Here is an 18,797-nt window from a genome sequence, read left to right as displayed (position 1 = left end):
CAATAAACAAAAGGGCCGGTATTCGCCACGAGATTGGCGCAGCGCCGTTTCAGTCGATGCCGCTCGATGTTTCGCGGCAGTGACGAAGGGCGCGGGCGTGTTACGCGCCGATGAATTGACGGTAAGCGGTCCTTCCGCTCCGTTACCGTGTCGCAACCCGCTCCGGGCCGCCTCAGACGGCCCGGGGGGAGCCCGTCTCGTCCGGGGAATCGGGCAGCATTTCGACGAGCCTGTCGCTCAGCTCGACGACCTCGGGCACGTCCCCGAAGTGGCGCACCGCCGTGTCCACGGTCTTGCGGAGGCGGTTGTTCACCCGCTCCGAGCGGATGCGCTGGGCGAGCGGCAGCGCCTTCTGGGCGACCTCCACGCACTGCTCGGGCTGCTTCTGGAGGAGGTGGACGGTGGCCATGCCGATCAGGTTGAGCGCATACGAACGCTGGTGCCCGCCCCCACCCTCGGCGGTCTCCTCGCCGAAGAGGCGCACGGCGTTGCGCATCACCGGGTCGGCGAGCTGGGCGTAGGTGGGGCTGCGGCCCGCGACATAGGCGAGGTCGCGGTAGGAGTGGGCGTTCTCCGCGTTCAGCTCGGCCTCGGAGAAGAAGCCGATCCAGTTCGGGTCGCCGTCGCCCGTGGCGCAGTCGGCGAAGGTGTCCTCGGCCATCTTGACGGCGCGGTGGCACTTGCTGGGCTGGCCCATGTTGGCGTACGCCCGGCCCTCCATCGCATACAGCATGGCCTGGGTGCGCGGGGTGGCGCTCTCCCGGCTGCCGTACTGCGCGAGGTGGATCAGCTCCAGCGCGTCGTCGGGCCGCCCGACGTGGATCATCTGGCGGCTCATGCTGGAGAGGATGTACGAGCCGAGGGGGCGGTCGCCGGACTCCTTGGCGGCGTGCAGCGCGAGGACGAAGTACTTCTGGGCGGTGGGCTGGAGCCCGATGTCGTAGCTCATCCACCCGGCCAGCTCGGCCAGCTCGCCCGCGACCTTGAACAGCCGCTTGGACACCGCCTCGGTATGCGACTCCTGGAGCAGGTCGGTGACCTCGTGCAGCTGGCCGACCACCGCCTTGCGGCGCAGCCCGCCGCCGCACTGGGCGTCCCAGGCGCGGAACATCGTGATGGTGGACTCCAGCAGCTCCAGCTCCGGTTCGGAGAGCCGGGAGATGCGCCGTGAGCGGCCGCTGTCCGCCGCGCGCGCGCCGCCGGGCGCCCCGCTCGGCGAGGGCACCAGCCAGCGCTGCATCGGCTCGATGAGGGCGGGGCCCGCCGAGAGGGCGAGGGAGGTGCCGAGGAAGCCGCGCCGGGCGAGCATGAGGTCGCTGCGGGAGAACTCGCCGATCAGCGCGACGGTCTCGGGACCGGCCCACGGAAGATCCACTCCGGACACGGACGGTGACCGGTGGGCGGGGCGCAGCCCCAGGTCCTCGATGCCGACCACACAGCCGAAGCGCTCGGAGAACAGCTCGGAGAGGATCTGCGGGATCGGCTCGCGCGGCTGTTCCCCATCCAGCCAGCGGCGCACCCGCGAGGTGTCCGTACTGATGTGATGCGCGCCTAACTGACGCGCCCTGCGGTTCACTTGGCGGGCCAGCTCCCCCTTCGACCAGCCGCTGCGCACAAACCACGATCCCAGCTGCGCGTTGGGTCGCTTGTCAGCACCGCCGCCGCTGTCGCCCACCGGAACGCCCCCATCCCACGAATCTTCCCGGACCGCCACCAGAATGCCTTCTGTCACGGTCAGTTGTCCCCGCGATACGGCGCATCAACCGTCCGCCACGGGAACCGGCCCTTGCCAGTGGCAAGTACCGGACCGCGGCCGGGCATATGCTCGCAACCGGGGATCGTGCACCGAAAGTAATCCTACGATCACGCCCCATGCGAGGTGGATCGGGAAAACGCCACCATTCGCCACCCCTTCGAATGAACCCCTTCACCGATTCACACGATTCACTTGACACGGAGCGACCGGAAGAACGCGAAGAGGTGCACAGCGGGGCGCATGCGCCGTTCCGCACCACCCGTTACACCGCGACACACCACCTGCCGCACCACTTCGGCGACGGAGCGTCATGAGTGCGCTCCGGCTCGTAACCATCGAGAGCGCGACCCGTTGGAGGGGGCATGGGCTTCACGATCGGCGGCATCCGGGAGATGCGGTCCGGCTCACGGCGCCGCGGCCGTACGTCCGAGTCCACCACGGTGGCGGAGTACACCGGGCTGTGGGGCTGGGACGTGGTGCCGGGCGCCCGGGCCGCGCGCGGTTCGGGCGAATGCTCCTGCGGTGCGGCCGACTGCCCCGCCCCCGGCGCCCATCCGCTCGGCTTCGTCCCCGGCGTGCCCGCAGGCGCCACGCTCGACGCCGCCGCGGCGGCGTGGGAGGAGGTCCCGGGGGCGGCCGTGCTGCTGCCGGTGGGCCGGTCGTTCGACGTCCTGGAGGTGGCCGAGTACGCGGGGCGGCACGCCCTGGTGCGGCTGGAGCGGATGGGGCTGCCGCTCGGCCCGGTCGCCGTCACCCCGCACGGGCGCGCCCAGTTCTTCGTCGAACCGGGGGCCGCGGCCGAACTCCCCGAGCTGCTCTACCGCATGGGCTGGGACGACGCGGACCTCGATCTGCGCTGCTTAGGGAAGGGCGACCACATCACCGCGCCGCCCTCCGACCTCGGGGGCCTGGGGCCGGTGCGCTGGCTGCGCCCGCCGACCCTCGACACGGCGGGCCACCCGCCGCACGCCCGGCTGGTGCTGGGCACCCTCGCCTATGTGAGCCACCGCGCCGGGTCCTGAGTCCTTCCCGTACAACGCCGGACAGCCGGACAAACGCCGGACGGGCTTGAATCGATGGTCGATTCAAGCCCGTCCGGCGGTGCGGGACCGGATCAGTCGCCGATCAGCGCGTCGACGAACGCCTCCGGCTCGAACGGCGCCAGATCGTCCGCGCCCTCGCCCAGTCCGATCAGCTTGACCGGTACGCCCAGTTCGCGCTGGACCGCGACGACGATGCCGCCCTTGGCGGTGCCGTCCAGCTTGGTGAGCACGATGCCGGTGATGTCCACCACCTCGCGGAAGACCCGCGCCTGCACCAGGCCGTTCTGCCCCGTGGTGGCGTCGAGCACGAGCAGCACCTCGTCCACCGTGCCGTGCTTCTCCACGACCCGCTTGACCTTGCCCAGCTCGTCCATCAGACCGGTCTTGGTGTGCAGCCGCCCGGCGGTGTCGATGAGGACGACGTCCGCGGACTCGGCGATGCCCTCCTTCACCGCGTCGAAGCCGACCGACGCCGGGTCGCCGCCCTCGGGGCCGCGGACCGTACGGGCGCCGACCCGCTCGCCCCAGGTCTGCAGCTGATCGGCGGCGGCCGCCCGGAAGGTGTCCGCCGCGCCCAGCACGACCGACTTGCCGTCGGCCACCAGGACCCGGGCCAGCTTGCCGGTGGTGGTGGTCTTGCCGGTGCCGTTGACCCCGACGACCATGACGACGCCCGGCTTCTCCTCGCCGTTCGCCCCCACCCCGCTCTCGGTGTGCACGGTGCGGTCGGCCTCGGTGCCGACGAGGTGCAGCAGCTCCTCGCGCAGCAGCCCGCGCAGCTCCTCGGGGCTGCGGGTGCCGAGCACCTTGACGCGCTCACGCAGCCGCTCGACCAGCTCCTGGGTCGGGGCGACGCCGACGTCGGCGGTCAGCAGCGTGTCCTCGATCTCCTCCCAGGTGTCGTCGTCGAGGTGCTCACGGGAGAGCAGCGTGAGCAGCCCCTTGCCCAGAGTCGTCTGGGAACGGGACAGCCGGGCGCGCAGCCGGACCAGCCGTCCGGCGGTCGGCTCCGGGACCTCGACCGGCGGGGCCTCCGGCGCGGCGGGGGCGGCGGCCTCCGCGGGCGCGGCCGGCGCCTCGGCGCCGGGCAGGTCCACCTCTTCGATGGTTCTGCGCGGTTCCTCGCGCGGGGTTTCGGCCTCCTCGCCGACGTGCGGTTCGGCGGGCGGCGCGGTGACGGACGGGCTGCTCGGCGGTGCCGGGGGCAGTCGCTTCTTCTTGCGGCTGCTGATCACAAGCCCGCTGATCGCGGCGAGCGCGACCACAGCGATGACTACAGCAAGGATGACGAATTCCATAACCCACCCAGTATCAGACACATGGCCAAGCGAGTCATTCGCCTCGTCATCGCCTCATCGTCCGCCTCGTCACTCGCCGCCGAGCCCGGCTTCGCGGGCCCGGACGATCGCCTGGGCCCGGTCGTGCACTTGGAGCTTGGCGAAGATCGAGCCGACATGGTTGCGCACGGTCTTGTCCGTGACCACCAGCCGCTGGGCGATCTGCCGGTAGCCGAGCCCGCCCGCGAGCAGGTCCAGCACCTCCCGCTCGCGCGCGGTGAGCGTCGGGAACGCCTCCTTGGCCGACGCCGCGCCGGAGGCGCCCAGCAGCACCCCCAGCCGCTCCGCCATGCGCGGGCTGAAGACGGCGCCGCCGCGCACCACCGTGTGCAGGGCGCGCAGGATCTCGTCCCGGCCCGCTCCCTTGAGGAGATAGCCACGAGCCCCGGCGCGCACGGCGGCCAGCAGGCTGTCGTCGTCCTCGGACATCGTCATGACCATCACCCGCGCCTCGGGGCGGGCGCACAGGATGCGCCGGGTGGCCTCCAGACCGGACCGGCCGGGCAGCCCGAGGTCCATCACCACCAGATCGGGCGCGGCCCGCCCCGCCTCGGCGACCGCCTCGTCCGCGCAGGCCGCCTGGCCGACGACGGTGAAGGCGTCGTCCAGGTTGAGGGCGGCGGCCAGGCCCTCGCGGAAGAGCGGATGGTCGTCGACGAGCAGGACGCGCCACTGCGCGGTGTCCACAGGGGCGGTCACGGCGGCGCCCACCGGGGCGCCCACCGGCGCGGTCATGGCGCCGGGGTCCTCTCTCTGGGCTTGGCCTGGGTGATGAGTGTCGTACAGGACCGGCATCCGGTGTGCTCCAGGTGTTCCTCTGGGTCCTCGTGCTCCCCCGGGCCGATGAGCGGCAGCACCGCGTGCACCACGGTGCCGGTCGCGGAGCCGGTGACCGTGCAGGAGCCGCCGATCTCCTCGGCCCGCTCCCGGACCGAGGCCAGCCCGACGCCGCGCACCGCGGTCTCCGGAAGTCCGCTGCCGTCGTCGGTGATCGTGATGTCGAGGGTTTCGGGGGTGTCGGGGTCGGTGGCGAGTTCGACCCGGACCTGGCGCGCCCGGGCGTGTCGTACGGCGTTGGTGAGCGACTCGGCCGCGATCCGGTACGCAGCGGTCTCCACCCCCGGCGACAGCGGGGGCAGGACGGCGGGTCGGCTGGCCACGCTCACCCGCAGCCCGTCCACGCCGAGCCGCCGCGCCAGGTCCCGCACCGCACCGGCGAGGCCGCGCTCGGCGAGGGCGGCCGGGGCGAGCCCGGCGGTGATGCGGCGCACCTCGACCAGCGCCTCGGCGAGGGTTTCGGCGGCCTCGGAGAGCTGGACGCAGGCCGGGTGGCCGGGCGGGCAGGAGGTCTGGGCGATGTCCAGGCGCAGCCGTACGGCGGCGAGTTGGGGCCCGAGGCCGTCGTGGATCTCCCGGCGCAGCCTGCGCCGCTCCTGTTCGCGGGCGAGCACCAGCCGCTCGCGGGCGGCCTGGGCCTCCTCGGCCAGCCACAGGGCGGCGAGCGCGGGGGCGGCCTGGTCGGCGAGGAGGGACAGCAGCCCGCTGTCGCGCTCGGCGGGGGTGCCGGAGCCGTCGCGGGAGACTTCGAGCCGCCCGACGGTGCGGCCGTGGTGGCGCAGCGGGTAGGTCTGGACGCGGCCGGTGAGCGGCGCCCCGGCGTCGGCCAGGCGACGGGGCCCGGCGCGGGTGTCGACGCTGACGGCGGCCCCGGAGACGCCGAGGTCCTCGACGGCGCTGCGGCAGATCTGCTGGGGCACCTCGCCGGGGTGCGGGGCCTGTTGCAGGCGTACGGCCAGGGCGCTGACGGCTTCGTGCGGCCGGGCCCGGGGCCCGTAGAAGGCGCGCTCGACGCGGAGGGTGAGCCAGCGGGCGGACGGCCGCAGGGCCCAGCCCAGCAGCAGGGCTCCGCCGACGGCGACGACGGTGGTCCCGTCGCGTACGGAGGGGAGTCCGGCCTGCACGGCGACGGCGGCGCAGACGACGACGGCGGCGAACGAGGTGAGGACGAAGGCGCGGGCGAGCCGGTGGCTGGTGGAGCGGTCGAGCCGCCAGATCCCGGTGCGGGCGACGCCCAGACAGATGGCGGCCGCCCAGACCGCGCTGCCGAGGGTGCGGGCGGCGATGGTGGGCATGCCCTCGCCCCACTCCGACAGCAGGAGCGAGACGCAGGCCGGGTAGGCGGCGGCCAGCAGAGCCCAGTCGCGCCGCTCGGCGCCGCCGGAGACGGCGGCGCGGCAGCACAGGGCGGCGGTGACGGCGACCGCCACGCTGCGCAGCACCCAGGGTTCCGCCGCCGCGTAGGTGTCGAGGTGGTCGAAGGCCCATTGGCCGCCCGCGGTGTGGAAGGCGGGGTTGGTGACCGCGCCGACCCGTGGCTCGCTGATCAGCCACAGCGCGGCGTAACCGAGCCAGTAGGCGGAGGCGGCCGCGCTCATGGCCCACCAGTGCCAGCGCCGCTTGGCGCCGCGCGGGAAGAGCCACAGCGGCAGCAGCAGGACGGTCAGCGGCCGGCAGACCATGGCGGCCACCGCGAGCAACAGGGACAGGGCGGCGCCCGCCGGTCCGAGCCCGGCGGGCCCCAGCAGGTCGGCGACGGCCGAGGGCAGCAGCCACAGGGCGCCCGCCACCAGCAGCACTCCGCCGTAGCGCCGGGCGGACCGCTCGGCGAGCAGCAGGACGCCGACGCCGAGCACCGGGACGCCCACGGCCACCGAGGTCAGGAGCGTGGTGCCACGCATGCGGGTGGAGGACAGGTCGAGCCACTGGTCGTTGATCCGCAGCAGACCGGCGAGCCAGCCCGCCAGCACCACGACGAACAGCGCCGACACCCCGCCCGCGGCCTGCACGGCACGGTCTTTCGGAAGGGCGTGCCGCATGTCAGCCGGCGGTCGGCCCGGTGAGGCGCGCGCCGCCGCCCCGGACCCACAGCGTGACGTAGTTGGCGCTGCGGCCGGGGCGGCACTTGTACTCGTCCCACTTGCTCTTCTCCACCCCGGCCTGTCCCGCCTTCCGGCAGGCGCCCTGGGTGTCGAAGTGCCCTTCCTCGCGCCACCCCGCGCCACCGGAGGCGGTGGCGGGGGAGGCACTGGCGGTCCACATGACGGTTCCCGCGAGCAGGCCGAGCGCCGTGGTGGCGCGGATTCGGGAAAGTCGCATCTTCAACCTCCTGGTACTCGCCCGTGCCTTACCCCGCTCCACGGCGCTGAAGTGCGCGGACGGCATGCCCCACCCGAACCGGTGACCCGCCCGCACCCGCGTTCCGGTGGCGCGTTCACCCTTTCCGGTTCATCGCGGCTCCACCGCGCCCGCTGCCAGACCTGTCACCAGACCTGGAAGAGGATGGCGACGGCGATCGACTCGGCCTCGTCGTAGGGGATTCCGTACCGCATCAGGGTGAGCATGACGGGCTGCGCGGCCCAGATGTCCAGGGTGTCCAGGTAGTTGGCGAGCCGGTGGGCGTAGCGGCGCACCATGGCGGTCTCGCGCGGGGTGAGCCGCCCGAGCACCTTGGCGAGGAGATCGCCGCCGTGGCGCAGCGCGGTGACCATCAGCCGCTGACGGATGCGCTGTGCCTCGGCGGGGGTGAGCCCGCCCGCGAAGAGCGCTTCCTTCGCGGCCTCCAGTTCCCGGGTGTCACCCGCGCCGAGCCGGACCCGGCCGACCAGGTCGTCGATGTCGGATGTGGTGATGAGCGTTTCCCCCGTGGTGATCATGCGCCCCTCCTCGGGTGATGGTGCGATGTGGTTCCCGGGCCCGGCTCGCCGGGCCCAGGATGAGATTCGCGCGCCCCGCGTCCCAGGCGCATGAGTCATCCGTCCCGGCTCCGCCCGGCGCCTCGTGGTGGCGATTTGACGTTCCGTCAGCTACGGTCCGGTGGCCCGCTCCCGCCCGCCCCGCGCCGAAGGGGGACCCTCCGCCATGGCCGTCACGGTCGTACGCCTCAACCTCGTCGATCCCGCCGCCACTCCGCGCGCACTGGCCGAGCGGTACCGCGCCGCCCTCGACATGGCCGCCTACGCCGACGAACGGGGCATCTCCACCGTCCAGACCGAGGAGCACCACGGCGCCGCGAACGGCTGGCTGCCCGCGCCGCTGGTCTTCGCGGGCACGGTGCTCGGCGCCACCCGCCGGATCACCGTGACGGTCTCCGCGCTGATCACCCCGCTGTACGACCCGCTGCGGCTGGCCGAGGACATCGCGGTGCTCGACCTGGCCAGCGGCGGACGGCTGATCACGGTGGCCGGGATCGGCTACCGGCCGGAGGAGTACGCGGCGCACGGCAAGGACTGGCCGGGGCGCGGCGCGCTCCAGGACGAGGCGCTGGAGACGCTGCTCGCGGCGTGGACGGGCGAGCCGTTCGCGTACCAGGGCCGCACCGTGCGGGTCACCCCGCGCCCGTACACCCAGCCGCATCCGCTGCTGCTGGTCGGCGGCAGTTCGAAGGCGGCGGCCCGGCGCGCGGCCCGGCTGGGGCTGCCGTTCTTCCCGAGCGCTCATCTGCCGGAGCTGGAGGGGTACTACCACGCGCGGCGCATGGAGTACGGGACCGACGGCTGGTGCCTGATGCCCCCGGCGGTCACCCCGCTGCTGCACATCGCCGAGGACCCGGACCGGGCCTGGGCGCTGTACGGGGAGCATCTGCTGCACGAGGCGCGCACGTACGCGTCCTGGCAGTCGGGCGCGGTGCGCTCGGCGGTCCGCTCGCACGCCGCGGACGCGGGGGCGCTGCGCCGCGAGGGCGTCTACCGGATCGTCACGCCCGAGGAGTGCGTGGCGTACGCGCGGCAGAGCGGCGAGCAGGCGAGCCTGGTGCTGCATCCGCTGTGCGGCGGGATGCCGGTCGAGGAGGGGTGGCGGGGCTTGCGGCTGTTCGCGGAACGAGTGCTGCCCCGCCTCAAGGAGTGAGGCGGGGCAGTTCTCTTGGGGTGAGGAGTGGGCGGCGGGGGGTTAGCCCATCTCCTCCAACGCCTTGCCCTTGGTCTCCGGCACCCACTTGAGGATGAACGGGATCGAGAGCACGGCGAAGGCCGTGTAGAGGATGTAGGTCGCGGAGAGGTTCCACTCCGACAGGCTCGGGAAGCTGGCGGTGATGGCCCAGTTGGCGATCCACTGCGCGGAGGCGGCGACGCCCAGGGCGGCGGCGCGGATCTTGTTCGGGAACATCTCGCCGAGCAGCACCCAGACGACCACGCCCCAGGAGAGCGCGAAGAAGAGCACGAACGCGTGGGCCGCGACCAGCGCCACGACGCCCTCGGTGTGCGGAAGCTTGCCGTCCACCAGGTTCGCGGAGAAGGCCCAGGCCACCAGCGCGAGCGAGAGCGCCATGCCGATCGAGCCGATGAGCGCGAGCGGCTTACGGCCGATCTTGTCGACGAAGATCATCGCGATCACGGTGCCGAGGATGTTGATGATCGACGTGGTGAAGGAGTAGAAGAACGAGCTGCTCGGGTCGACTCCGACGGACTGCCACAGCGTCGAGGAGTAGTAGAAGGCCACGTTGATGCCGACAAGCTGCTGGAAGACCGAGAGTCCGACGCCGATCCACACGACCGGCAGCAGCCCGAACCGGCCGCCGAGCAGGTCCTTGAACGTCGACTTGTGCTCGCTGCGCATCGCCTGCTCGATCTCGTCGACCCGGACGTCCAGGTCGACGGCCTTGCCCTCGACCTCCGCCAGGACCTTCTTGGCCTGGTCGTTCCGGCCGACCGAGATCAGGTAGCGGGGGGACTCGGGGATGGCGAAGGAGAGCAGCCCGTACACGACGGCCGGGATGACCATGACCCCGAGCATCCACTGCCAGGCCTCAAGACCGGCGATCTTGCCGCGCTGGTCGCCGTCGGCCAGGTTGAGGATGCCGTAGTTGACGAGCTGGGAGACGGCGATGCCGATGACGATCGCGGCCTGCTGGAACGAGGCGAGCCGGCCGCGGTACGCGGGCGGGGCGACCTCGGCGATGTAGGCCGGGCCGATCACGGACGCCATGCCGATGCCGATGCCGCCGAGCACCCGCCACATGGCCAGGTCCCACAGGGCGAACGGCAGTGCCGAGCCGACCGCGCTCACGGTGAACAGCACGGCGGCGATCTGCATGACGCGGATCCGGCCGATCCGGTCGGCTATCCGGCCCGCGGTGGCCGCGCCGATGGCCGAACCGATCAGTGCGATGGCGACGACCTGGGCGAGGGCGGCGGACCCGATGTCGTACCGGCCGCGGATGGCCTCGACCGCTCCGTTGATCACCGAGCTGTCGTAGCCGAAGAGAAAGCCGCCCATCGCGGCGGCAGCGGTAATGAAGATGACATGGCCGAGATGGTCCGGCTTGGCCTTGCGGCCTTCGGACCCCTGTGCCTGCACGGTGGTGGACAACGTGAACTCCTGTGGCCCGTCCGGCAACGCTGCCGGACGTGGGGGGCAGACCCTTCCGGTGGAGGCGGAGCCGGAGAGGTCGGCCACCACTTAAAGGTAAAAGCGACGTTGCAGAGACTATTCCTTCAAGTTTCGAAGTCAATAGGGGGAGGCCAAGAAGTTACGCTGCACCCTTTGCACCATTGACTTCAAGTATTGAAGTGGTCACCGCAGGCGTTGACTAATGACTTTCGACACTCCGTCGCCCTGCATCGAGACGCCGTACAGCGCGTCCGCGACCTCCATCGTCCGCTTCTGGTGAGTGATCACGATCAGCTGGGACGACTCCTGCAGCTCCTCCATGATCCGGATCAGCCGCTGCAGATTGGTGTCGTCCAGCGCCGCCTCGACCTCGTCCATCACATAGAACGGACTCGGCCGCGCCTTGAAGATCGACACCAGCAGCGCCACGGCCGTCAGGGAGCGCTCCCCGCCGGACAGCAGCGACAGCCGCTTGACCTTCTTGCCCGGCGGCCGCGCCTCCACGTCCACGCCCGTGGTCAGCATGTTGTCCGGGTCGGTGAGCACCAGCCGACCTTCCCCACCTGGGAAAAGCCGCGAGAACACGCCCTCGAACTCGCGCGCGGTGTCCCGGTACGCCTCCGTGAACACCTGCTCGACGCGCTCGTCGACCTCCTTCACCACCTGGAGGAGATCCGCCCGCGTCTTCTTCAGGTCCTCCAGCTGCTCGCTCAGGAACTGATGCCGCTCCTCCAGCGCCGCGAACTCCTCCAGCGCCAGCGGATTGACCTTGCCGAGCTGCTGATACGCCCGCTCGGCGGCCTTCAGCCGCTTCTCCTGCTGCCCCCGGACGTACGGCACCGGGCGGTTGCGCGGGTCCTCCGGATCCTCCGGCAGCTCCTCGCCCTCCGCGGGCGGCGACGGCGGTACGAGCTGATCGGGGCCGTACTCGGCGATCAGCCCGGCCGGTTCCACGCCCAGCTCTTCCAGCGCCTTCGACTCCAGCTGCTCGATCCGCATCCGCTTCTCGGCACCCAGCACCTCGCCCCGGTGCACCGAGTCGGTCAGCTTGTCCAGCTCGCCCTTGAGGTCACGGCCCCGGTTGCGCGCGGCCTCCAGCTCGCGTTCGCGCTCGGCCTTGGCGCGCTCGGCCGCGTCCCGCTCCTCGGCGGCCCGTACGAGCGACACCTCCACGTGCGCCAGCAGCTGCCGGGTTCCGTCCGCCACCGCCGACGCCACCCGCTCCTCGTGGCGCAGCCGGGCGCGCCGCTGCTCGGCGCGCGCCCGCGCCTCGCGCTCGGCGCGCGCGCCCCGGTCGAGCGCGTCGGCCCGCCCCGCGAGCCCCTTCACACGCTCCTCATGGGTACGGGCCTGGAGCCGCGCCTCCATCTCGGTCTGCCGGGCATTGGCGCCGTCCGCGGCGAGCCGGTCCCGTACGGAGGTGTCCGGCTCCTCCTCCCCCGGCTGCTCCTCGGCCACCGCCAGCCGCTCGGCCAGCTCCTCGGCCTCCCCCATCGCCTTCTCCAGCGCCTCCTCGGCCCGTGCGGCGGCCGCGGCCGACCGCTCCGCCTCCCCCGCGGCGCCCCGCGCCTGCCCGGAGAGTCGGCCGAGGTCCTGCGCGACCTGCGACTTCTCCCGGTCCGCCGCGCTGCGCCGGGCCGCCAGCTCATCCACCAGCGCCACGCACTCGGTACGCCGCTCCCCCGCCGCGCGCTGCGCCCCGGCCAGCTCCTCGCACCGTACGGCCAGCTCCTCCAGCTCCGCCGCCGCCTCGTCGACCGACGCCTGCACCTCCAGCAGACTGGGCGCCCCGGCGGACCCGCCCTGCGCGAAGTGCGCCCCGAGCAGATCGCCGTCGGCGGTCACCGCGGTCAACTCGGGCCGATCCCGGACCAGTTCCTCGGCCTCCTCCAGCGTCCCGACCGCCACGACACCGTCAAGCAACCGCCGCACGACCCCCACCAGCCCAGCGGGCCCGTCCACCAGCCCCGCCACCGATTCACCCCCGGCAGGACCCGGCACCCGAACCGCCTGCGCGGCATCCACGCCCCGCGCCCCTGGCACCACGGGCTGCTCCACACCGGCGACCGTGGCCGTCACCTCCGGCCCGGCCGGGCCACCCGGCGCCGCGTCAGCGGCCACCGGACGAGGCTGATCGCCGCCCCCACCAGTACGGGCCTCCGGCAGCCCCGCCGGACCGTCCGACACCTCGGAGGCACCTCCGGCCCCCGCGCCCGGGACAGGCGAGTCCGCCCGGGCGGTGACGCCACCCGCCCCCGACACCGCCGCGCTGGCACCCCCCGAAGCGGCGGCCGGGACGGCGGGCTCACCGGCAGCACCGGGCGCCCGCGTACCCGGCACCGCACGGGACGCGGCACCCGACGACAGGTCCGCCGGACCGGGCGCGTGCTCAGCGCCTCCTGTACCGGAACCGCCGACGGCCGCCCCCGGCACGGGCTGCGAGCCCGATCCCGAGCCGCCGCCCGCCTCCGGCACCGCCGCGTGGGCCTGACCCCCCGAAGCGGCCACCTGGGCGGAGGGCTCACCGGCAACACCGAGCGCGGCGCCCGAGGACAGGTCCGCCGGACCGTCCGACACCTCGGAGACGACACCGGCCCCCGCGCCCCGGGCGGGCGAGGCACCCTGCTCGGCGTCGCCGCCTGCCGGGGCGATGGGGTCACCACCGGCGGCACCGGCCGCCCGCGTGCCCGGCACCGCGTCAAGCGCGGCGCCCGAGGACGGGTCCGCCGGGCCGTCCGCCGGGGCGGGGGCGGCCTCACCAGGCGGGGTCCGTGTGCCCGGCACCACGGGCGGGCCCGTTGGCCCGTCCGACGCCACGGAGGTGGCGCCCGGATCCGTACCCGCACCGCCCGGCGTGCCGACGGCAGCCGCTGCCGCGTCGGTCTGGCCCCCCGAGGCGGCGGCCTGGGCGGAGGGCTCACCGGCGGCGCCGGGCGTTCGGGTGCCCGGGGGCGGGGCGCCGGTTGGGAGCAAGGTGGCTCGGCCCGCGTCTTCGGTGCGGAGGTGGCGGATCGCCTGCGCGGCGGTCGTGGGGTCGGTGACGGCGATCGCGTCGGCGGCGGCGCCCAGGGCCGCGGCGACCTGGACCTCGTAGCCGGGGCTGACCGTCAGCAGTTCGGCGGCCGGGCCGAGGAGGCCGGTGAGGCGGTCGGCCGCGGCCAGCAGCGCGCCGGTGCCGTCCTTGCGGCGGAGGCCGAGGGCCAGGGCGTCGTGCCGGGCGGCGGTCGCGGCGCGGTCGCGTTCGGCGGCGGTCGCGGCCTCGCGGGCCGCGCTCAGCGCGGTCTCCGCCTCGGACAGCTCCCGCTTGGCGGCCTCGTGGCGCTCCGCCAGTTCCGCGTCGTCCGCGTCGAGTCCGTCGACCTCGGCCTTGAGCTGTTCGTACTCCTCCTGCGCGGCGGTGGCCCGGGTCCGGGCCTCGTCGCGGGCGGCGGCCAGGCGTTCGATCTCGGCGCGGGCCGAAGCGGCGCGGCCACGGGCGGCGTTGACCTGGCCCTGGAGCCGGGCGAGCCCTTCGCGGCGGTCGGCGATGGCGCGGGCGACGTCCTTCAGGCGGCGCTCCTCCTGCGCCAGGTTCCGTTCGAGTTCCGCGCGGTGCTCGACGGTGTCGTCCAGGGCGCGGCTGGCCGCCTCCAGGGCGGCTTCCAGTTCGGCTTCCTGTTCCCGGATGCGGGCCGCCTCGCGTTCCATGTCCTCGGGGTCGCGGCCGCGCCGCTCCTCGGCGGGGGTGGTGGTCGCGCTCTTGACCCGGGCGTCGGCCAGGCTGACCGTGCCGCGCACCCGCTCGGCGAGCTGGGACAGCTCGTACCAGGTCTGCTGGGCGTCGCGGAGCCGCGGGGCGAGCTGCCGGACGTGTTCCTCCAGGGCGGCCTCGCGCTGCTGGGCGGTGCGCAGCTCCGCCTCCGCGGCCTCCTTGCGCTTCTTCAGCTCGGCCTCGTCGGCGACCTCGGCGCGCAGTGCCTCGCGCAGGGTGACCAGGTCGTCGGCGAGCAGCCGCAGCCGGGCGTCGCGCAGGTCGGCCTGGATGACGGCGGCCCGGCGGGCGACCGCGGCCTGCCGCCCGAGGGGTTTGAGCTGCCGCCGCAGCTCGTCGGTGAGGTCCTGGACGCGGGCCAGGTTGGCCTGCATGGCGTCCAGCTTCCGCAGCGCCTTCTCCTTGCGTCTGCGGTGCTTGAGGACGCCCGCGGCCTCCTCGATGAAGGCCCGGCGGCCGGTCGGGTCGGCGTGCAGGACGCCGTCGAGCTGGCCCTGTCCGACGATGACGTGCATCTCGCGGCCGATGCCGGAGTCGGACAGCAGTTCCTGGATGTCCAGCAGACGGCAGGTGTCGCCGTTGAGCTGATACTCACTGCCGCCGTTGCGGAACATGATCCGCGTGATGGTGACTTCGGCGTAGTCGATGGGCAGCGCGCCATCGGCGTTGTCGATGGTGAGGGAGACCTCGGCGCGGCCGAGCGGGGGCCGCCCGGTCGTCCCGGCGAAGATGACGTCCTCCATCTTGCCGCCGCGCAGCGACTTGGCGCCCTGTTCGCCCATGACCCAGGACAGCGCGTCCACGACGTTGGACTTGCCCGACCCGTTGGGGCCGACGACGCAGGTGATACCCGGTTCGAAGCGGAGCGTCGTGGCAGAGGCGAAGGACTTGAAGCCTCGTAGGGTCAGGCTCTTCAGGTGCACGCCGTTGGACTCTACCTTCCGGGCCCCTTCCGGCAGCCTCCCCTGCGCGTGGCGCCGCGGGCCCGTCCCGGCTTTTTCCCGCTTTCCTCAATGATCGGTTTCACCGACGAGGGGGTGGGGCACATCAGTCGGTAAGAGAAAACTGGAAACGCGGGGGAACGACGAAGGGACGCCGAGGCGTCCCTTGAAGATTCTCAAGCGGCTGACGGTTCAGCCCGACCGGCCCGAGGGCTGGGTCAGGCGAGCGCAGGCTCCGCCTGGGATACGTCGATGCTGTCGAGCAGCGAGTCGCCGTGACGAGCGGCGGCCGACAGCGAGTCGTTCTCGGCCTGAATCCGAACCAGCTCGGATTCAAGATCCTGAACGCGCTGCTGAAGCCGTCGCATCTCGGCGAGGACTCGGGGGTCGGAGCCGCCGACGTAACCGAGAAGCGCCTTTGCCATGATGGATGGTCCTCCACACTGAGTGACCGACCGAAGCGGTGTGGGTCGTGAGGGATTCGCACCCGCGATGTCCGCCGATATTGCCGTGCTGAGGTGGCGGACAAGTTAAGGTGCGCGGGGACTTCCAGAGTCTCACCAATTGGTTTGAGGGTCAACACGATCACATGCCGCCGGCACCGCGAGGGCCGAGAGCACAAGGGGGCACGAGCTGCGCCGCCGCTCTCCAGAGGACCCGTAGCGGTTGGGGATCTTCCTACGCTCCGCAGCCTTCCACGGAGCGGCGTCGTTCGCAACCATCAGCCGATTTCTGCTCACAGCGCGCACGGAAGCCGTGGTCAGCGGGGCGTCGGGAGGGGGCCGAACGGGGGTCCCGCGAGGGCTCGCTCAGCGGATCTCGAAGCTCTCGTAGACACCCCGCGGTGTGTCCCAGATCTCGGTGACACCGTCGACCCGCCCGGGCGTGTCGCCCTCCCGCAGCCAGTCGAGCAGCTGTTCGCACCCCGCACGCGAGCCCTCCGCGACCACCTGTACGCGACCGTCGGCGAGGTTGGAGGCGAAGCCCGCGAGGCCTCCGATGCGCAGCGCGTTGGCCCGGGTGAACCACCGGAAGCCGACGCCCTGGACCCGGCCGCGGACCCACACCGTAAGGCGCACATTGTCGTTCATGTGCGCACGCTAACCGGCTAATTGGCGCCTCGGCACATTCAGCTCCTACCGCATGGCGTACAGTCCCGCCTCAACGAGACTCACTCACACGAGTGACACATGAGTTGCCCACAGAAGCCACACATTTGACGCTCTCACACATAAGGAAGGCAGGAGATGGGCCGCCATCGACGATCTGCCCCCGGCTCCGCGACGCCGCCCGAGGTGGGCGCCGGCCGCCACCGGGGACCGCGCCGTAGCCCTCTCGCACCGGTGAGAACCGGACTGTTGAGTGTGTCCGCCGCGGTCGCGGTGGGCGCTGTGGCCATGGCCTCCGGCCTGGTTCCGGGTGGCCCCGCCGGTCTCGGCGGCGGCAGTGAACCCGCCGGTCAGGTGCAGGCGGGCGGATCGCCCGGCACCGGCCTGGACACCCAGGGCCCGGGGGCGTCCTTCCCCTCGGGCGGCACCGGGACGTCGACGGGTTCCGGCGAAGCGAGCCCGCAGTCGCCGTCCACGTCCCCCTCCCAGACCCCCTCGAAGCCCGCCGGAACGCCGTCCACGACACCGGCCGAGCGCCCCGGGTCCGGCAGCAAGCCCGGCGGGTCCGGCGGCGGTGACGGGTCCGGCGGCGGTGGCGGTGGCGGATCGGACTCGTCCACTCCGTCCCGTACGCCCACGACCGACCCGGTGCCCAGCCTGCCGCCGGAGAAGCCGGACCGGGCGGCGGCGGCCGAGAAGGCGGTCATCGCCCTGGTGAACCAGGAGCGGGCGGCGGTCGGCTGCCAGCCGGTGACCGAGGACCGGAAACTCGCCCAACTGGCGCAGGACTTCAGCGACGACATGGCGATACGCGACTTCTTCGACCACACCAGCCCGGACGGCGAGGACCCCTGGGAGCGCGCCAAGCTCGCGGGCATCCTGGACCTGGGCGGGGAGAACATCGGCCGGGGCCAGACCACCGCGCAGGACGTGATGGACTCGTGGATGGACAGCCCCGATCACCGGGCGAACATCCTCAACTGCCAGTACACGACACTCGGCGTCGGCGCGCACTTCGGTGACGACGGCCCCTGGTGGACCCAGGACTTCGGTTACTAGACGCGGAGAGTGCTCCAGACGCGGAGAGCGCTCACCGGACGACAGCGCGATCCGGCGGAGAGCGCTGAGCGTATGGTGTGTGCATGGAATGTGAACGCACCGCCGCCAGCCACCCGGCGGAGGACACCGCCGGGGACCTGGCCTTCGACGTGTTCGCGCGCGCCTGTCCGTCCCGCGCCACGCTGGAGCACATCACCGGCAAGTGGGGCGGCCTCACCCTGACCGCCCTCGCCGAGAGCGGCTGCCGCTTCAACGAGCTGCGGCGGCGGGTCGACGGGGTCAGCGAGAAGATGCTGTCCCAGACGCTGCACGCGCTGGAGCGGGACGGTCTGGTGCACCGCGAGGCCCAGCCGGTCAATCCGCCGCGCGTGGACTACCGGCTCACCCCGCTGGGGCAGGCGGTCGCCGAACGGCTGCTGGCGCTGATCCACCTGGTCGAGGGGCGGATGCCGGAGGTGCTGAGCGCCCGGGAGGCCTACGACGGGCGGCGCGGCGAGAGCGCCGAGGCGCCGACCGGGCGCGGCGGGCGCTGACAGCGCGGGCAGAAGTAGCTGGAGCGGTTCATCCACGGGCGGCGGCGCATGGCGGTGCCGCAGCGGCGGCACGGCTCGTCCTCCCGGCCGTAGGCGTCGAGCGAGCGCTCGAAGTAGCCCGACTCGCCGTTCACGTTGACGTACAGGCTGTCGAAGCTGGTGCCGCCCACCTCCAGTGCCGCGCTCATGACATCCCGCACATGGCCGAGGAGTTCGGTGGAGCGCGGCCGGGTGAGGGTGGCGGTCGGCCGGTCGTAGTGCAGCCGGGCGCGCCACAGCGCCTCATCGGCGTAGATGTTGCCGACGCCGCTGATCAGCGACTGGTCGAGCAGGGCCCGCTTGACGGTGGTACGGCGGCGGCGCAGCGCGAGGTGGAAGGCCGCCTCGTCGAACGCGGGGTCCAGCGGGTCGCGGGCGATGTGCGCGATCGCGTCCGGCAGCCCCTCCAGGTCGCCGGGTACGGAGCCGTGCAGCGAGAGCCCGCCGAAGGTGCGCTGGTCGACGAAGCGCAGCTCGGTGCCCACGTCGTCGGCGAACCGGACCCGGATGCGCAGATGCTTCTCGTCCGGGGCGGCGCCGGGCTGGACGAGCAGCTGACCGCTCATGCCGAGATGGGCCAGGACCGCTTCGGCGGTGTCCTCGAACGGCAGCCACAGATACTTGCCTCGGCGGCGGACCGCCCCGGTGCGGCGGCCCTTCATCCGGGCCGCGAAGTCCTCCGCGCCGCCCAGGTGACGGCGGACCGCGCGGGGGTGCAGCACCTGGACCTCGTCGACCGTACGGCCGCTGACCCAGCGCTCCAGACCGCGCCGGACCACCTCGACCTCGGGCAGCTCGGGCAACGTGACTCCTGAAGAGGGATCACCGGCACTCCGGCCCCG

General features: G+C 72.9%; 15 protein-coding genes. 4 read left to right on the top strand and 11 right to left on the bottom strand.

Annotation, left to right across the window (positions count from 1 at the left end; translation table 11 throughout):
* Positions 1–172 precede the first annotated feature (172 nt).
* Positions 173–1,675, bottom strand: coding sequence for a hypothetical protein (locus ACFV9T_RS13170; protein ID WP_385439609.1), 1,503 nt, complete (start codon positions 1,673–1,675; stop codon positions 173–175).
* Between the two features lie 443 nt (positions 1,676–2,118).
* On the opposite strand from ACFV9T_RS13170, the gene ACFV9T_RS13165 reads away from it, so the two are divergent.
* Positions 2,119–2,778, top strand: a complete 660-nt coding sequence (locus ACFV9T_RS13165; protein WP_385439391.1) for a bifunctional DNA primase/polymerase — start codon at positions 2,119–2,121, stop codon at positions 2,776–2,778.
* A 92-nt stretch (positions 2,779–2,870) separates the two neighbouring features.
* Here the strand turns inward: ACFV9T_RS13165 and ftsY are convergent, their stop codons facing one another.
* From ftsY to ACFV9T_RS13140, 5 genes are all read right to left on the bottom strand, one after another.
* Entirely contained in the window at positions 2,871–4,097 is a 1,227-nt protein-coding gene (gene ftsY / locus ACFV9T_RS13160) for a signal recognition particle-docking protein FtsY (RefSeq protein ID WP_385439389.1), read from the bottom strand.
* A 69-nt stretch (positions 4,098–4,166) separates the two neighbouring features.
* On the bottom strand, positions 4,167–4,871 hold the full coding sequence (locus tag ACFV9T_RS13155) for a response regulator (protein ID WP_385439387.1): 705 nt from the start codon (positions 4,869–4,871) through the stop codon (positions 4,167–4,169).
* Complete coding sequence (locus ACFV9T_RS13150) at positions 4,868–7,012, bottom strand: sensor histidine kinase (RefSeq protein ID WP_385439385.1); 2,145 nt, start codon at positions 7,010–7,012, stop codon at positions 4,868–4,870. Before ACFV9T_RS13150 ends, ACFV9T_RS13155 begins: the two co-directional genes overlap by 4 nt.
* Position 7,013: 1 nt before the next feature.
* Positions 7,014–7,292, bottom strand: coding sequence for a hypothetical protein (locus ACFV9T_RS13145; protein WP_385439384.1), 279 nt, complete (start codon positions 7,290–7,292; stop codon positions 7,014–7,016).
* 164 nt (positions 7,293–7,456) lie between these two features.
* Positions 7,457–7,849: a hypothetical protein gene (locus ACFV9T_RS13140; RefSeq protein ID WP_385439381.1), complete on the bottom strand. Its 393-nt coding sequence runs from the start codon at positions 7,847–7,849 to the stop codon at positions 7,457–7,459.
* Positions 7,850–8,054: 205 nt separating this feature from the next.
* Between ACFV9T_RS13140 and ACFV9T_RS13135 the strand changes: the two genes are divergently transcribed.
* On the top strand, positions 8,055–9,041 hold the full coding sequence (locus ACFV9T_RS13135; protein WP_385439380.1) for an LLM class flavin-dependent oxidoreductase: 987 nt from the start codon (positions 8,055–8,057) through the stop codon (positions 9,039–9,041).
* Positions 9,042–9,083: 42 nt separating this feature from the next.
* Here ACFV9T_RS13135 and ACFV9T_RS13130 read toward each other — a convergent pair whose 3' ends face one another.
* The 4 genes from ACFV9T_RS13130 to ACFV9T_RS13115 all read right to left on the bottom strand — a co-directional run bounded on the left by ACFV9T_RS13130 (position 9,084) and on the right by ACFV9T_RS13115 (position 16,306).
* A complete protein-coding gene (locus ACFV9T_RS13130; protein WP_385439378.1) occupies positions 9,084–10,502 on the bottom strand; it encodes a sugar porter family MFS transporter in 1,419 nt (472 codons plus the stop codon).
* Positions 10,503–10,706: 204 nt separating this feature from the next.
* Positions 10,707–15,197, bottom strand: coding sequence for a chromosome segregation SMC family protein (locus ACFV9T_RS13125; protein ID WP_385439376.1), 4,491 nt, complete (start codon positions 15,195–15,197; stop codon positions 10,707–10,709).
* A 236-nt stretch (positions 15,198–15,433) separates the two neighbouring features.
* Positions 15,434–15,640, bottom strand: a complete 207-nt coding sequence (locus ACFV9T_RS13120; RefSeq protein ID WP_385439375.1) for a hypothetical protein — start codon at positions 15,638–15,640, stop codon at positions 15,434–15,436.
* A gap of 384 nt (positions 15,641–16,024) precedes the next feature.
* Positions 16,025–16,306 (bottom strand): acylphosphatase, encoded by a 282-nt coding sequence (locus tag ACFV9T_RS13115; RefSeq protein ID WP_385439373.1) that lies wholly within the window; start codon positions 16,304–16,306, stop codon positions 16,025–16,027.
* A gap of 273 nt (positions 16,307–16,579) precedes the next feature.
* Between ACFV9T_RS13115 and ACFV9T_RS13110 the strand changes: the two genes are divergently transcribed.
* Together ACFV9T_RS13110 and ACFV9T_RS13105 are read left to right on the top strand one after the other, a co-directional pair.
* Positions 16,580–17,383, top strand: a complete 804-nt coding sequence (locus ACFV9T_RS13110; protein ID WP_385439607.1) for a CAP domain-containing protein — start codon at positions 16,580–16,582, stop codon at positions 17,381–17,383.
* 83 nt (positions 17,384–17,466) lie between these two features.
* On the top strand, positions 17,467–17,916 hold the full coding sequence (locus ACFV9T_RS13105; protein WP_385439370.1) for a winged helix-turn-helix transcriptional regulator: 450 nt from the start codon (positions 17,467–17,469) through the stop codon (positions 17,914–17,916).
* On the opposite strand, the gene mutM is transcribed toward ACFV9T_RS13105, so the two are convergent.
* Complete coding sequence (gene mutM / locus ACFV9T_RS13100; RefSeq protein ID WP_385439368.1) at positions 17,859–18,758, bottom strand: bifunctional DNA-formamidopyrimidine glycosylase/DNA-(apurinic or apyrimidinic site) lyase; 900 nt, start codon at positions 18,756–18,758, stop codon at positions 17,859–17,861. The genes ACFV9T_RS13105 and mutM overlap by 58 nt on opposite strands.
* Positions 18,759–18,797: the final 39 nt, after the last annotated feature.

The sequence above is a fragment of the Streptomyces sp. NPDC059850 genome (assembly GCF_042731515.1).
Classification (GTDB): domain Bacteria; phylum Actinomycetota; class Actinomycetes; order Streptomycetales; family Streptomycetaceae; genus Streptomyces.
The sequence above is the reverse complement of the archived record's forward strand: the minus strand, read 5'-3'. Positions and strand labels throughout refer to the sequence as shown.